The 15,967-nt window shown below is 48.0% G+C and carries 16 protein-coding genes; 14 read left to right on the forward strand and 2 right to left on the reverse strand.

Annotated features, from left to right (window positions below):
- Positions 1-6 precede the first annotated feature (6 nt).
- The 11 genes from HV350_RS26670 to HV350_RS13630 all read left to right on the forward strand — a co-directional run bounded on the left by HV350_RS26670 (position 7) and on the right by HV350_RS13630 (position 10,512).
- Positions 7-1,182 (forward strand): hypothetical protein, encoded by a 1,176-nt coding sequence (locus HV350_RS26670; RefSeq protein WP_225622999.1) that lies wholly within the window; start codon positions 7-9, stop codon positions 1,180-1,182.
- The gene (locus tag HV350_RS13585; protein WP_181628695.1) at positions 1,172-2,512 is read left to right on the forward strand and encodes a hypothetical protein; all 1,341 of its coding nucleotides are present in this window, start codon (positions 1,172-1,174) and stop codon (positions 2,510-2,512) included. Before HV350_RS26670 ends, HV350_RS13585 begins: the two co-directional genes overlap by 11 nt.
- Positions 2,513-2,526: 14 nt before the next feature.
- Positions 2,527-2,730, forward strand: a complete 204-nt coding sequence (locus HV350_RS13590) for a 4-oxalocrotonate tautomerase family protein (RefSeq protein WP_016152960.1) — start codon at positions 2,527-2,529, stop codon at positions 2,728-2,730.
- Positions 2,731-2,876: 146 nt separating this feature from the next.
- Positions 2,877-3,506 (forward strand): 2OG-Fe dioxygenase family protein, encoded by a 630-nt coding sequence (locus HV350_RS13595; protein WP_016156404.1) that lies wholly within the window; start codon positions 2,877-2,879, stop codon positions 3,504-3,506.
- 8 nt (positions 3,507-3,514) lie between these two features.
- On the forward strand, positions 3,515-4,747 hold the full coding sequence (locus tag HV350_RS13600) for an ATP-grasp domain-containing protein (protein ID WP_181628696.1): 1,233 nt from the start codon (positions 3,515-3,517) through the stop codon (positions 4,745-4,747).
- 35 nt (positions 4,748-4,782) lie between these two features.
- Positions 4,783-5,838, forward strand: a complete 1,056-nt coding sequence (locus tag HV350_RS13605; protein WP_181628698.1) for an AbrB family transcriptional regulator — start codon at positions 4,783-4,785, stop codon at positions 5,836-5,838.
- An 822-nt stretch (positions 5,839-6,660) separates the two neighbouring features.
- Complete coding sequence (locus HV350_RS13610) at positions 6,661-7,023, forward strand: RidA family protein (RefSeq protein WP_046274917.1); 363 nt, start codon at positions 6,661-6,663, stop codon at positions 7,021-7,023.
- Positions 7,024-7,036: 13 nt separating this feature from the next.
- On the forward strand, positions 7,037-7,693 hold the full coding sequence (locus HV350_RS13615; RefSeq protein ID WP_046274916.1) for a PAS domain-containing protein: 657 nt from the start codon (positions 7,037-7,039) through the stop codon (positions 7,691-7,693).
- Positions 7,680-8,486, forward strand: coding sequence for a PhzF family phenazine biosynthesis protein (locus HV350_RS13620; RefSeq protein WP_047358845.1), 807 nt, complete (start codon positions 7,680-7,682; stop codon positions 8,484-8,486). The genes HV350_RS13615 and HV350_RS13620 overlap by 14 nt, the downstream gene beginning before the upstream one ends.
- Before the next feature lie 85 nt (positions 8,487-8,571).
- On the forward strand, positions 8,572-9,741 hold the full coding sequence (gene brnQ, locus HV350_RS13625; protein ID WP_181628700.1) for a branched-chain amino acid transport system II carrier protein: 1,170 nt from the start codon (positions 8,572-8,574) through the stop codon (positions 9,739-9,741).
- Between the two features lie 258 nt (positions 9,742-9,999).
- A complete protein-coding gene (locus HV350_RS13630; RefSeq protein WP_181628702.1) occupies positions 10,000-10,512 on the forward strand; it encodes a GNAT family N-acetyltransferase in 513 nt (170 codons plus the stop codon).
- A 51-nt stretch (positions 10,513-10,563) separates the two neighbouring features.
- On the opposite strand, the gene HV350_RS13635 is transcribed toward HV350_RS13630, so the two are convergent.
- Positions 10,564-11,454, reverse strand: coding sequence for a LysR family transcriptional regulator (locus HV350_RS13635; protein WP_181628704.1), 891 nt, complete (start codon positions 11,452-11,454; stop codon positions 10,564-10,566).
- 172 nt (positions 11,455-11,626) lie between these two features.
- Between HV350_RS13635 and HV350_RS13640 the strand changes: the two genes are divergently transcribed.
- A complete protein-coding gene (locus tag HV350_RS13640) occupies positions 11,627-12,763 on the forward strand; it encodes an alpha/beta hydrolase (protein WP_181628706.1) in 1,137 nt (378 codons plus the stop codon).
- Between the two features lie 141 nt (positions 12,764-12,904).
- Positions 12,905-14,098, forward strand: a complete 1,194-nt coding sequence (locus tag HV350_RS13645) for an MFS transporter (RefSeq protein WP_181628707.1) — start codon at positions 12,905-12,907, stop codon at positions 14,096-14,098.
- A gap of 98 nt (positions 14,099-14,196) precedes the next feature.
- Here HV350_RS13645 and HV350_RS13650 read toward each other — a convergent pair whose 3' ends face one another.
- The gene (locus HV350_RS13650) at positions 14,197-14,667 is read right to left on the reverse strand and encodes a GNAT family N-acetyltransferase (RefSeq protein ID WP_046274913.1); all 471 of its coding nucleotides are present in this window, start codon (positions 14,665-14,667) and stop codon (positions 14,197-14,199) included.
- Between the two features lie 248 nt (positions 14,668-14,915).
- On the opposite strand from HV350_RS13650, the gene HV350_RS13655 reads away from it, so the two are divergent.
- Positions 14,916-15,896, forward strand: coding sequence for a helix-turn-helix domain-containing protein (locus HV350_RS13655; RefSeq protein ID WP_181628708.1), 981 nt, complete (start codon positions 14,916-14,918; stop codon positions 15,894-15,896).
- The last annotated feature ends 71 nt before the right edge of the window (positions 15,897-15,967 follow it).

The raw sequence follows: 15,967 nt of genomic DNA on the forward strand, positions 1-15,967 counted from the left end.
TCAAATGTGATTGTTCAGGGTATTGGTCTGACTGCCTATGATGTCATTTCGCAACTCACTATCGGCAGGGGTGGAAAATTTAGCCGGGAAGATGGTGAGCTTCGCTATCATCCTTCCGGAAAAGAACCGGGTATTTTTATCTATTCACGTAAGGCTCTACCTTTTAGCAGTCGCGGCGCGAATCAAAAAGGCGTTTCTGGGCAGTACTCCCCACGCTTCTTAACGGCAATGGCTATCAGAGAATTGCGGTTGAAAAATGTGTTTGAGAAAGGATCTTCAAAAATCGATTTTCTTGAACAAGTTTTCCCCTTACTGCATAAAGAAATGTGTTATGCCTATCGTTCAACCCTAAATGGGCAGTGGTTAGATGCTGGCTCTTATGAACCGAGCGCTGAAGACATCGCGGTAATTGACAGTGTGCTTTATCCACATCAATCGCAGGAACATCTGAGTTTAAAGGATTATACTCAATGGTTTATGTATTTCCTGCGTAAAGATCTCCAGGAGTCTGAGGAGGGCAATGTCCATGGCCCGATCAAAGCGGCGACAGACATTATTCGTGATGTCAGGGATATTTTACGAGAAGCGATTGATAATTCAGGGCTTGAATCGCGGTCACATCAGTATTTCCTTGAGCATTTTAATCCTATTTTTAACCGCATTGCCGTTGGCCCGCCGAAGTTAAGAAATGAACAACTATTAGCATTAATGGAAGCGAATGTGGTGAGTCTGGCCGGTGGTAAAGATTCAAGGTTAGTATTGAACGACTGCGAAGGAAAATTCGAAGTTCACTCACCTTTTAAAGAAGAGAGTACTGAGATTCAGGCTGATGTTTTAATCAAGGCGAAAATTGCCAGTTTTTCGCCACTACATGACGCTTCACCGTTAATCAGAAATATGACAGCCAATGGTATTGCTCGTCCATTTATGAATGAGGGGTATCACCCGGGTGGGCTGGATATCGATCAATGCCAGCATCCTATTAATCGCATGGGGGAAGCGCAGACGGCTTTTTGGGTGCTGGGCAATCCTGCGGAAGGCGCGAATTTTTACACCTACGTCCTGCCACGTCCGCTGGTTAATTCAAGATTCCTGGTTGATGCAGGCCGTTGTGTCGCAGATATGTATCATCAAATGATGGTGCGGCAGGCTCAGCCAGAGGTAGCGATAAATGCAGACTGAGCAAATCCAGGCCCGTGGCAAGGCGTGGCAATCATTGCAACCTGCGTTAGCGATAACATCATTGCTGGTATTTCTGTTCGCTTGTGCGTTGACGGATAAACATGCGGCGATGTCGGCTATTGCGGGAGTTACCGCCGTGCTCTACTTCGCATCGACATTTGCTTTCTGGTCAAAAAAATCATCCGCCAGAAGTGGTGTGATTATTTTTCTCTGCTCGATGATGTTTCTTCTTGCTACAAACAACCTGAAAGGCATTGTGCTCCCTGCAATTTTTTCGCGATATTTTGATGTGATTTTACTGCTTGTTGGTATTGCCTTATTACGACAAGTCATGGCCTCTCTTAATTTTACAGCTGTTCTGGGAGGATATTTTTCGCGTAGAAAAACATCGAACATGACTTTTGGGGTTACGTTATTGACGGCGTTCTTAACATGGCAAATGAGTCTGGGGGCAATATCATTGCTGCTCGATGGCCTCAAGTCAGTTATTGGGCCAAGATTCAACCTGGCAAAGATTATTACGCGCACCGTATGCATTACGATGGTACTGATGCCAACCACCATCGGCGCTGCTGCCGTTTGGGCGGCAATGCCTGACGTACCGCATCTTAAGGCGATGCTGGTGGGTATCCCTCTCTTTTTATTCAGTATCTTGTTCAACCAAAGCGCAAAAGTGACGGTAATCGCTGAAAACGAGACGGTGACACCCAGCCGTGATGGGATGCGGTATATCCTGCTATGTGTAGGTCTGTTCTGGGGAGTATTCATTTTTTCATTAACGGTACTGAATCTTAATTCACTGCAAAGTATTGCCTTTACAGCAGTTGTGCTCTTTGTTGTCGATCATCTGGTTAAAAAGGATAAACCCTGGGCTGAGCAATTAACTGAATCAGCACAGAATATATCCGGTGAGGTATTGTTGCTTTTAAGCTGTAGTGTGTTGACCTCAGTTTGTTGGCTGCTTTTTTCCCATGTACCTGAGGGTATCACTGCTTATGTTGGCGGGCTGACAACGTTGCAGATCTACGCGATTATTTTGTTCATCGTACCGCTTTTTGGTTTATTAGGTATCCATCCACTGATTATCTTTAGTATCGCATGGTCGATATTTTCTGATTATCTTACGGGGGGGATGGTTGATTATCAGATATGGATTTGCTTATTTATTGCAACTCAGCTTATTTCTCCCGTATCGATCAATGCTATTTTCGCCGCAAACAGTCTGAATGTATCACCCAGTAACACCAGTTTTAAAATGCACTACGGTTATGTTCTATCGTTTAATCTCTTTGCACTTGTTTATCTTGGTGCAATGTCAAAAATTATCTAATAAAAGGAGTTCATATGCCCTACGTAAATATTAAAATTACTAATGAAGGTGCTACCGATCAGCAAAAGAAAAAATTAATGGAGGGAGTGACACAGCTATTGGTTGATGTCCTGAATAAAAACCCCAGCACAACCATCGTGGTCATTGATGAAGTGGAGACTGATAACTGGGGAATTGGTGGCGTGCCAGTGACGGAGTTACGTAAAAAAAGCAAGTAGAGTTATTTAAAAAGTAAGGAGCCTGCCTCCTTACTTTTGCCCATAGATTATCAGTATAAAAGAGTCTGCAATATTATTTATTGTTGGATATGCATTTCATATCTTATAAGTAGACTGCTCAAACTACCGTATTAAGGAGGTTATCTATGCACGCCTATCATCATATTCGACTGGGGAAGACTTCAGCGAAAGTCAAAAATAGTTTTGATGAATTACTACCCGATCCATGGCTTAAGGCTGAAGATGGTATTTTTCGGTTCAGAAGTTACATGCAGGCCAGGGCCGGACGTGAAAAGTATTTTGATCTGTGCGCAGTGGGTGAGTTTTTTCAAGCGGAAAAACTGAACAATTACGCTGGCGGTATTGCAAGAAAATACCCAGAAATAAAACAAGACGTTGCTGAAGAAGTGATGAATCTGGTGTTTCGTAAGCTTTTGCCATTGCTTCCAGACACGACTTACAATATTGGCATTCATCAAATAAGAATAACGACAGATGACCGAAGGCCTGGATATCCCGCTCCAGAGGGTATTCATAAAGATGGTTTTAAGTACATTGCAATCTATTGCAGCGAAATTGAGAATGTGACTGGTGGAGAAACCACGCTTATTCCTAATCATGATGGGGGCAATGATGCCTCTACGTTCAAACTGCATGCGGGCGATGCAGTAATATTCAATGATGTGAATTATCAGCATTATACCGCGGCAGTGGTTCCTTTGTTGCCAGGAAAAGGTTATCGGGATGTATTTGTCATTACATTTGATATTGAATGAGAAAAACAATGAATATCTTGCTGTGTCCACCAAAAATTATTTTTCAGCACTCACGTGAAGAGTGGCAGTCATTGCAATCAGTGGCCCCGGTTCTGATTGCAACGTGCGCAAGCCAGATCGATAATATTCTTGATCATATGGGGGCAGGTTTTTCTTTCCTTTTTTATGAAAACTTTAATGATAATCCCTTCGTGGAAATGGATATTTACCACTACGCCCAGGACAATAAAGCAACGGGTATCTTTTACCTCGCCGAAATCGATGTTCTGAGGGCCGCGCGAATCAGCGATCGTCTGGGTTTGACACACGACCGTGAAAAAAAGGCCATGTTCTTCCGTGATAAATTTATGATGAAATCGCTTGTTCAGTCTCATCAGTTACCGGTTCCTGCTATGGCACGCGTCGACAGTGCGACTGCGATGGCGCGATTCATTGCCGAACAGGGATATCCCTGCGTCATCAAACCTAATGATGGGCGTGGATCACAGGGCGTGGTGGTTCTTAAAAATGAAGGCCAGCTTTATAAATATCTGGTGCAGGTTAAGCCGCCAGAGTATCACAATCTGCTCATTGAAAAATTTATCGAAGGCGAAGCTTATCAAATTAATGCGTTGTATTTAAAAGGAAAGGCGATATTTGTTTCTGCATCTCGTGCAACCGTCTCCTGCCTGGATTTTCTATCCGGGAAAACATTAGGTCTGGTTATGGAAGATGACACGCCGCTGCATCGTAAACTGATTGCCTACACCAAATATCTTGCTGAAGAGGTTTTTCCAACGGAAGAAAACGCATTGCTTCACCTTGAAGTTTTTGTTGATAAAGATAACAACATTATTTTTGGCGAGCTTGCTTGCCGATTAGGTGGCTGCTTTGTCAATGAAGAATTAGGGGCCGCTTTTGGTCTTGATCCTCGAATGACCTGGCTTAAAGCCAGTTTATGCGAAATCTATCCGCAGGATTTATCGCAAAGACAACCCGTTTTACGGGTTGGCCAATTAAATGTGCCGCCTGCACAGGGCACGCTCCTCTCTATTGCGGAAAAATGTCCATTGCCTTTTGTGGTTAAATATCGGGCAACAGGTGTCGTCGGCCGCCAATATGACGCGATGAAATTAACAAATGGCGAGATCGTGAGTGCTATTGTTCAAGCGGAGTCCAGCCGGGAAATACACGAACGTCTTGATGCATTGACCCAATGGGTTGCTGAAAATACCCTTTGGGTTAACGAAACCGTTCACTGAGTATTTAACACTCCCGGTAGCCAGGAGAAAGGTGTATGAAATTATTGTTAGGTTTTGCTCTTTGTATCCTGGCTGGGTTGGGTTTAACCTATTGCAACGTTCCGTTAGGTATGATGTTTGGCCCCCTTATTACCGTGCTGGTGTTAAAACGTACCGGTCTTTCTGTGCCAGTACTGCCGGGCAGCCTGACGGTGATTCAACTCTCTCTTGGTACGTCAATTGGTCTTTTATTTCGCGATTTTTCTTTTGGGGCGCAAGGAAATATCGCATTTTTACTGGTGTTGTTATTAGTATGCTTATCCCTGCAATTCACCGCATGCTACTTGTGGTGTATTCACCGATTACGCTGGAGTAAGGAAGAGGCGTTATTGGGCGCCGTTCCGGGGGCAATGGCAGCGGTATTAGCGCTAGCGTCCCATGTTAAAACGCCGCCGCAAAAAATTATCATTTCGCACTCGCTTCGGCTCATCACATTGACCTTATTGGCCGGATATATTACCGGCGGTGCGCAAACCCATATGGCCATGCCGCCTGTATTGTTTGCAACGACTAATGTGCTCTGGCTATTGGGTATTGTCTTTGCGGGCTATGTGTTGGGCAAATGCCTTGAACGCTTCCACTTTCCTGCGCCCTTTATGATCACGTCGTTGCTTTGTGCAGCACTCCTACACCCTTTGTCATCTCAGACTGTGTTTTTTCCCGATATTTTCAATCAGTTCAGTATGATCCTGATGGGCATATTACTGGGGCATCATTTTATTGCGTTTACGTTGACTGCATTTTTGCGTCATCTTTGGTCTTCAATACAGCTCATTGCTATTGGACTGGGTGTGACGGTCATGATGGCATTTACAGCGGCGCATCTTCTGGATTATCCATTTTATGTATTGATGCTCTCCTGGGTTCCCGGGAGCGTGGAATCAATGTCCTTTGCGGCACTGGCGCTTAACGCGAATGCGAGTTTTGTGATGGCAAGCCATATTATACGCATGTTGCTCATCCAAACGATCCCTGCAATAGTTATCTACCGCAAAAGAGAGGTTATAGAAGGTAATAGCGCTAAAACCAGTAAGCCGACGAGGCCGCTGTAGGGGGTTATGACCTCCGTTATGAGCATAACGTTCGTTGCGAATTTTATACAGCTCATCATGAACAGCCCGTAGGTGGACAGGGAGATCATTCCGCTGGAGAACGCAAGTGCCATTGCTTTTGGCGAACAAACGTGCGTAGCTGACCACAAAAGCGGTTGTTAACATCTCCTGTTCCATCATCGATTCAGTAGTGATTTCAAACTTGGTCGTACGAAGCCGACGATAAATGTAACTAAGGCTTGTTGTAGTAGGTATTACCTTTATAAGTCTAATCAGACTTTCAATCTCTTTATCGCAACCGCTAATAATCTCCGCCCCTTTCTTCATTATTTGTTCAAAAGGCGCTCTTAGATCAGCTGGTAATTTGCTAAAAAATTCTTCAGAGACGCTGTAATAGTCGTTGCCTTCAAAAATAGGAGGTGGTGACATAGCCATCTGGGTAAACCCTGTGTTGAGAAATTGCACCATTTTCAAACTAACTGGCGGTGTAAGTATCCCTGCAAAACGAATCATTCACTTTTATAGAGCTTCCGACAGACTGCTTTTGTGCTTACGAGACTAACTTCCGCTCCCCGCCCAAAACGGACATTCGCTCAGTTAGCTTATCCGATCAGTACCAGAAACAGACGAGCTTGTCCTTACAGAACTTAAACGCGGTTCAGAGCATGTCCCATCCCGTCAACAAAGTATCTGTCGATGCTCTGTTAGTGGAGAGGCATGAAAGCCACAAAATCAACAAATGTTTAAAATAATAATTTTGTTTAATTTAAAATAAAGTCATGCTACCGTGCTACTACACTTTCTTTAGGGCAAATCTGACACATGTCTATCGTACGCTACCCCTCGACCAAACCTTTTCCCTTTTCAGACGCCGTGCAGGTGAACGGGTTTGTTTTTCTTTCAGGCCATGTCGCCATGAGCCCCGAAGGTGAACCGTTGTATGGATCTGTCACCCAGCAGACCCGGCATATCATGCACGCCATCCGGGAAACTCTGGCGCGGGCGCATACGACGCTGAACCACATAGTGAAAGTCCAGGTTTGGTTAAGCAGCATGGAGCACTTTAGCGAATTCAATGTTGCTTACAGCGCGTTCTTCCCGGAAGGTTTCCCCGCAAGGAGCGTCGTCACCAGCCACCTTGCATTTGATTTAGACGTCGAAATAGAAGTCCAGGCCGTTGTCTGATGGAGAGAGCAAAATGAAAGACGAACGTGAACGTTTAATCACTATTTTGACGGCTTCGCTTGAGGCATTGAGAACCACGCTTCCCTTAAACACAGAAGCGGTTCTGCATGACCTTACCCGCCCCGAATCGTCCGTGATAAACATCATTAATGGACACGTCAGCGGCAGGAAAGCCGGTGATGCGCTGTTGTCCGGCCCGGAAAATGACACGGGATTCTTAGGTTTACTGGATGCTTCGCAGCGTGTTCCCAGTCAGGTATTCAGTGGATATACCACCACCACTCTCTCTGGCACCACGTTGAATAGCGCATCGACGATTTATTACAGCAAGGACGGCGTGCCGTTAGTGGCTTTTTGCATTAACGTCGATATGGATGTGGTATCAAAACTCAAACGCGACCTGGACTATTTACTCCATCCGGCCGCCGCGGCTGAAACGCCGGAAAATCCGCTAGGTGATATTCAGGATAAATCTCTGGATGACGTTATTTCGAAATTCAGACCCACGGGTTCAGAAAATAAAATTGATTTCAGAAAACGGGTTATTTCTGAAATACATGCTCAGGGCTTTTTCAAGATTAAAGGCAGCGTTAATCATGTTGCTAAAGCGCTGGGCGTCACCCGATACACCGTTTACAACTATCTGGATAAATTAAATGACAAAGTCTGACACCACAGTAATTCCTTTTTATCAGGTTGATGCTTTCACCTCTCAACCTTTTGGCGGCAACCCGGCGGGCGTTTGTCCGTTAACTGCGTGGCTGCCTGACGCTGTTCTGCAAGCCATCGCCACGGAGAATAATCTTTCTGAAACCGCGTTTTTTGTGCCGTTCGAGGAGGGTTATCAACTGCGCTGGTGTACGCCTGCGGTTGAAGTGGATTTGTGCGGTCATGCCACTCTCGCTGCATCCTGGGTGCTGTTCAACAAGCTTGGCTACCAACAAGAAACTATCAGCTTCCACACCCGCAGCGGCCTGTTGACGGTGAGTAAGAACGGGGACGAACTCTGCATGGACTTCCCGGCTAAATCGGCCATAAAGATTGATACTCCTGATGGGCTGCTGGCAGCCCTCGGCATTACCGACGGTGTTATCGGGGTGTGGAAATCGGACGATCTGATTGTACTGGTCGATGACAAAACCATCATCGACGGGCTTAATCCTGACTTCAACAAGCTGGCGGTATTCGACACCCGCGGCGTGATCGTGACCGCCGCTGATAACCAGTTTGATTTTGTGTCCCGTTGGTTCGGCCCGCAGGTCGGCGTCAACGAAGATCCAGTCACCGGGTCGGCACACACTTTCCTCGCCCCGTTCTGGGCGGCGCGTACGGGTAAAAATGTCCTGACCGCTCAACAAGGCGGGAAGCGTAAAGGGGCGTTGCGCTGTGTAGTTCGGGATGACGGGCGCGTGGAATTGCATGGCTTCGCTCGTATGACCATCGAAGGAATATTCCAGTTGTAATAACGATGTATGACCGGAACGGTGACTGAGCAGATAATGACCACGCCTTCCAAAGCATGATGTTTATATAAAATAAGAGTTAATAATGACAGCAAACACCAGACTTTCATTGCCAGAGACAATGGCTCTTGGCGGGATGACACTTGCGCTTTTTTTGGGCGCAGGCAATATTATATTCCCGCCTCTGGTCGGCATGCAGGCGGGCGCAAACGCCTTTAATGCAGGCTTTGGCTTTATCATCACAGCGGTTCTGTTCCCGGCGCTGGCGATTATTTCCCTTGCCATTAATGGCGGTGATATCGCGGAATTAACGAAACCCTTAGGCAAATGGCCGAGCCTGATTTTTATTAGCATTTGCTTTTTAACGCTGGGGGTTTTATTTGGTACGCCACGCACCGCGACGATTAGCTACGAGGTCATCACCGATGGCGCAGCTAGTTCCCTGATGCAGAAGATTATATTTTCCGCCGCGTTCTTTGGCCTTGCTGGCGCGACGCTGGCTAAACCCGGAAAACTGCTGGAAATCGTCGGTTTCTTCCTTTCGCCCATTAAAATTAGTGCCCTGATTTTTATCGGCGTGTGTGCCTGGTTACATCCGATTGGTGAGCTCACGACCGCCACAACCGCGTATCAAACTCGCGCGTTCGATACAGGGTTCGTCAACGGTTATCAGACCCTGGATGTAATCAGTGCGCTGTGCTTTGGCGCCATTATCACCCACACGCTTAAGCAGCGCGGGATCCACCATCCGCGGGGCATCTTCACCCATTCCACCGCAGCAGCCTTTATTGCCGCTGCAGGTCTGGCCGTGATTTATATCTGCTATCTGTCGATGGGGTCCCACAGCCCGGTGCGGGGCGCAACGAACGGTATGCAGGTGATGAGCGCCTATGTCGAGACTGTTTTTGGCGTTTATGGCCGGGTGTTGTTGGCGGCGATCATTACCCTCGCCTGTCTGGTCACGGCCATTGGTCTGACGACCGGAACGGCGCGCTATTTCAACCAGACGACCGGTGCGTCTTATGGGCTGCTGGTGACGCTCTCCCTGATGGTGTCAGCAGCACTTGCCGTGCTGGGACTGAATTCCCTCACCGCAATGGCGGTTCCCGTGCTGTGCGCCATTTACCCGGCTGCGCTGGTCGTGGTCGCGCTGGGCATCCTTAGAAAATGGACAGAAGTGCCGACGAATCTGTATCAGTTGCTTTTCTATAGCGCCCTGGCAGTGGGAATAATGAGCTTGTTTGTAAAATCCTGAATGAACAGCCGCAAGTTCGGAAGATGTCTTTTCATTTGCGCTCAAAGCAGACCAGGCAATCAGTTGGCCTGTCTGCTTCGAGTCAGAAGCTAACATCGATAAAAAATAACTTAATGGTCGAGCTCCACCAACTTCAGACCTTAGATTGCGTATTCAAAGTTTGAGGGTAAGACAGTCACAACGGACATATAGACTTAACAGGCCGTATATATTACAAATTTAAGATCATTTTTCTCTCATAAAGTAAGGGCCTATCCCATGTCTTTAATCATACGACAAGCAACATTAGCCGATTCGGGATTACTAAATGAGCTTGGCTACCGCTTCTATTCTGCGCACTTTAAGCATATGTGGAAGTCAGAATCAGAATTTGATAATTATTTGGAGGGTGAATATTCACTTCCTGTTATTGAGCAGAGTATTAATGATAAAAACATTAGCTGGTATATAGTTGAAATCGAGCAGCCGATTGGTTTTGTGAAGCTGACATGGCAAGCAACTGTCCCGAATACAGACATCAGCGGTGTTTTACTTAATAAACTCTACCTTGCCCCAACCAAAACGAATCAGCATTACGGTCAACTAATGTTTAATAAAGTCATAGATCTTGCCCGAAGTCAGGGGAAAAAATATTTATGGCTGGAGGTTCTTGAACAAAATGAACGTGCTCAAAAATTCTATAAAAAGCAGGGAATGAAGCACATCAGCGACATCATTTTCGAAACAAATTCACAGAGGAGCATACTCAAGTTAATGGGGATGTGTATATAAGGCCCGCTCCTCGCTCAGATCAGTTACCCTGACACGTGTGCAGCCTCGCCTTCATTCATAAATTCTCAGTGTATCGATAACTGCTCGCAGAGCGGGAGACACATTGCGGTGCGGATAATAGAGAAATGAGCCTTCCAGGCGTTGACTGTAGCGTTGTAAAACTCTGATGAGCGAACCCTCTTCTAAATCATCGGACACCAGTTCTTCCGGAACATAAGCCAGCCCCAGCCCCAGTCTGGCTGCTTTGGCTTCCATATAACTGTCAGCAAAAGCCCATTGTCCCTGCGGCTGATGAGTTATTTTTTTACCATCCTGTTGAAGCTCCCATGTATAGAGGCTTCCATCGCCAAATTGATAAGCGATGCAGGGATGAACCGCCAAATCTGCCGGGACTTGTGGAAAGCCATAGCGGCGAAAGTGTTCTGGCGTACCAACAATGGCCATCTCCATGTCGGGGGAAATACGGACCGCTATCATGCCACCGCCAACTTCCGGTCCGAGACGTACACCGGCATCGAATCTTTCCGCAATAATATCGACAAACCGACTTTCGCTAATGAGTTCCAGCCGGATGTCAGGATAGCGTTGCTTAAACACCGCAAGCTTTGGCAGGAGCAGTTTATCAATAACGTGCTGACTGGCATTAATCCGTACCGTACCTGACGGGGACTGGCGATAATGGGCCAGCGTGGCAAGCCCCATATCTAAAGCGTCGAATCCTGACTCAATAGTCCGGTAGAGTTGTTCGCCGGCATGGGTGAGCGATAGCCTACGCGTAGTGCGAGCCAGAAGCTGAACGCCCAGTCTTTCTTCAAGTTCGCGTACGGAACGGCTTATACCTGATTGTGCCAGGCCGAGTCGTTGCGCCGCAGCGGTAAAACTCCCTTCCCGCACCACCTGCATGAACAGGTATAAATCATTATAGTTTTCCCGTTTCGCCATCACGTTTCCCTCGCTATCGCATCACCATTTAGAACAATACGGTATTAATTCTAGCAATTTTATCCCTCTAATAAGCACTATTACTGCTCACTATAATGCTCGCATTGCAACAAAGCACAGCAGTGTTGTCCGTATGAAACCTGTATCTATCACGTTTTATGAGGGGATTTTGATGACTGCCTTCACCAAAAAACTGACAGCCGCGATACCAGCCATGCTGCTCTGCGCATCATTAAGTGGAGTTACAACGATGAGTTATGCCAATACAACCAATCCGAACGCGCCAGTTTCACTGGTCGAGACATGGGATAAAACCTTCGCTAAAAGTACGAAAATCAATCACCGTAAAGTGACCTTTCAGAACCGCTTCGGGATCACCCTGGTCGGTGATCTCTACATTCCAAAGGATCGCGGCGAGCGCAAACTGGCGGCCATTGCCATCAGTGGGCCTTTCGGCGCGGTGAAAGAGCAGTCCAGCGGTCTGTATGCGCAGACGTTGGCTGAGCAGGGATTTGTTACCCTGGCTTTTGACCCTTCATATACGGGGGAAAGCGGTGGCTATCCGCGTAACGTTGCCTCTCCGGATATCAACACCGAGGATTTCAGCGCGGCTGTTGATTTCCTTGGCCTGCAAAATGAGGTTGATCGAAATCGTATCGGATTACTGGGTATCTGCGGATGGGGCGGGATGGCCTTAAACGACGCCGCGATGGATACCCGCGTGAAAGCAGTGGCGACCAGCGTGATGTATGACATGAGCCGTGCGATGGGGCATGGCGTAGGTGATGGTAAAGACCGTTATACCACTGCGGATCGTCGCGCCGTATTACAGTATCTGAACGCACTGCGCTGGGAAGATGCGAAGAACGGAGCTTTCGCGCCCGGCGGGCATGACATTTATGTTGATGAAAAGGGGAACGTCAGTACGTCGAAACGTATTCTGCCAGAAACGTTACCCGCAAATCCCAATCCGGTTCTGAAAGAATTCTTTGATTATTATCGCATGCCGCGTGGTTTCCATGCGCGTTCGGTCAACTCAACCGGGGCCTGGAATGCGACGATGCCGCTGTCATTTATGAATATGCCGCTGCTGAGTTACGCCAATGAAGTCACTATCCCCACGCTTATCGTGACCGGCGAAAAAGCCCATTCACGCTATTTTGCTGAAGATGCGTTTAGGACGATCGGCAGCAATGAGAAAGAGCTGGTGATTGTGCCGGGGGCAAATCATGTTGATCTGTACGACAACGTTGCGGGTAAGATTCCGTTTGCTAAATTTGAGCAGTTTTTCAATACCAACCTAAGATAACCGTCCCAAGCCGCCTGATATTTGCAGGCGGCTGTAAATCGCCTGCAGATCATTTTCATCCATGTTTTGACGTTATTTCCTGAATGACGTCTGTCCGGACTGCGCCTGAACCAGGCCGATTCGATATTAAGAGATCTGATAATGTCCACAGTAAGACTAAAACCGCATTACGTAAAAAAGCATGCGCATTGGGGGGGCGTGTTTGCCATGACGCTGTGCGTGTTTGTGCTGATCGCTTCCGAGTTTATGCCGGTCAGCCTGCTTACGCTTATTGCCAGTGATTTACACATTACCGAAGGGCTGGCTGGCCAGGGAATTGCAATCTCTGGCGCGCTGGCGGTCATTACCAGCCTGACTATCTCCCATATTGCCGGAGATCTGAACCGAAAACATCTCCTGCAGGGGCTGACGGTTTTAATGGCCATATCGGGGATAGTCGTCGCCCTGGCACCCAGCTACCCGGTTTATATGCTGGGGAGGGTCCTGCTTGGGGTGGTCATTGGTGGATTCTGGTCCATGTCTGCTGCAACCGCCATTCGGCTCGTTCCGCAGCATCAGGTTCCCCGCGCACTGGCGATTTTTAACGGTGGGAACGCGCTGGCTACCGTTGTAGCGGCACCGCTTGGCAGCTATCTGGGGACGACCGTGGGCTGGCGAGGGGCTTTTTTATGCCTCGTTCCCCTGGCTATAGCCGCATTCATCTGGCAGTGGGTCAGCCTGCCATCGATGGAAAGCGATAAAAAACAAAAATCCCAGAGATCTATGCATCGTCTGTTCCGCATCACCATTGTCCCTGCGGGACTTCTGGCCTGCGGATTCTTCTTCATGGGGCAATTTGCCTTATTTACCTACGTGCGCCCCTTTCTTGAGACCGTAACCCGCGTAGGCCCTTCTGGTCTCTCTCTGATTTTGCTCGCAATAGGCGTGGCTGGTTTTGTCGGCACACTGGCCGTATCAATATTCCTGAACACAAGTTTTTATCAGACTTTAATCATGATCCCCCTGCTTATGGCAGCAACTGCCGGGGCGTTACTACTGGTTGGACACAGCATCTGGGCTGTTGCCGTATTGCTCAGCCTGTGGGGACTACTAGCAACGGCTGCGCCAACGGGATGGTGGACATGGATAGCGCGGGCACTACCCGAAGATGCAGAGGCGGGTGGTGGCTTAATGGTTGCGGTGATCCAGCTATCAATTGCCCTGGGTTCAACGGCAGGTGGGTTGGTATTCGACACTCTGGGATGGCGCAGTACTTTTGGCTTGAGTGGTTTCTTACTTCTGGCGGCGGCAGCAATGACGATTGTCACATCCCGTCAAAACAGCAAAGCAAACTAGAACTATCCATTCATTTCTGGCGTGCTCTCTGTCATGGCATACGGCAGAGAGCCGAGTGTCCGCCCTCGCTGATCGCGGACCTTTAGCCCAGTTATCTTCTATTTTTTCACCAAATATTTCCGCATCAGTGCATTTTGTAATGTCACTCCGCGACAGGCAGGAAACCCACGTTCCACAACATGAAAGCCGTGTCGTAGAAAGAACGCCTCCGCAGCCTTACTGACATTTGAAGTCAGTTCGCCAATTCCACGTTGTCTGGCTTCTTCATGAATGCGATTCATCAATAGTGTCCCTACTCCCTGTCTCGGGTAGGTTCCCGAGACAAAGAAATGGTCAATGTACCCATTTGGCTGAAGATCTGCATATCCAGCTATTTCACCATCCACTTCAACAACAAAGGGGCGTAATTCCTTCATATGATTGGCCCATTGTTCCGGGTCGATATCCGTTGGGGCCCACGCATCTATTTGTTCCTGTGTGTAGTAGTGTGATGCGAGGGTATGTACAGAAGATAAAAAGACGCTGAATAACGAAATTTCATCTCCATTACTAAACCTTCTGATTTTCATAAGACCTCGTCAGGAGAGTGACTTGTAGAACAATACCATTTTTGGTGCAGCGGAGCGTCAGCTCCTCGCGGTGAGTTTAATGGGTCAATGCAACGCTATTCTTAATCAAGGGAGATGCCCAGGCAACGCCGTTGAGTCAACATCAAACCATCGACCAGTGGCGGTAATGTCGCTGTGCCACGGGTAAGACTTTTTCCATTTGAGTATGTAACATTGACTTATTGTGTAAAAAGATTACTTTTCAGGACATGAAGAAGATACTCATTATTGTTCCCGATGGCGGTATGCTGTTTGAGTCCGCCGGTATTGCCGACATTCTGATGCAGGCCAATCGCCTGCATCCCAAAGGCGCTACGGAGACGTGTTACCAGGTTCAGTTAGCGACAACGCAACCGCATCAGGTGATCCATGGTCAGTCCGGCCTAAATTTACTGGCAGATCACCGCCTGCATGAGATAGATCCTCGCGAACCTCTCGATACCGTCATCATCACTGGCAGAGGTCAAAACCCGCAGGAAGGGATTGCGGTGGTTGACTGGCTACGCTTGGCTGCTCCCCACGCCCGCCGCATTGCATCTATTTGCGGCGGCGCGATGCTGCTGGCAGAAACCGGGCTGCTGGACGGCAGACGAGCCACCACCCACTGGAAGCTACTGGAAACCATGCAGGCAGAATTCCCTAAGGTGCGCGTCGAAAGCGGTCCGCTCTATATCCAGGACGAACATATCTGGACATCAGGTGGCGACAGTTCCGGCTTTGACCTGACGTTAGCGTTAGTTGAAGAGGATTACGGCTTCAGTCTGGCGCGCGACGTCGCTCAGGATTTCGTCATGTACCTGCGCCGTCCCGGGGGACAACTCCAGTTTAGCCGCTACAACCTTCAGCAGACCAGTACCCTGGGCCCGATTAACGGTCTGCTCGCCTGGCTGCTTGAGAACCTCACCGCCGATCTGAGTGTGGATAAACTGGCGGAAAAAGTCGCCATGAGCCCACGTAATTTCACCCGCGTGTTTACCCGAGAAACGGGCGTATCACCGGCACGCTACGTGGCCGAAGCCCGTCTGGCCGCTGCCCGACAGCGTCTGGAGCAGACCAACGAGACACTGGAGCGTATCGCCGAACAAACAGGATTTGGCAGCAGCATTAACCTGCGACGGCTGTTTGAAAAACAGCTTCACCTGACGCCTGGTGAATATCGCCAACGCTTTCATTGTCGTAAAATGGCGTAAAATGATCCTTTTTTGTCATTTACGCCAACTCGTGACCGGCCTAAATTTACTCCAGAGACAACAGATAAGGA

The organism is Citrobacter sp. RHBSTW-01013 (assembly GCF_013781985.1).
GTDB lineage: Bacteria > Pseudomonadota > Gammaproteobacteria > Enterobacterales > Enterobacteriaceae > Citrobacter > Citrobacter braakii.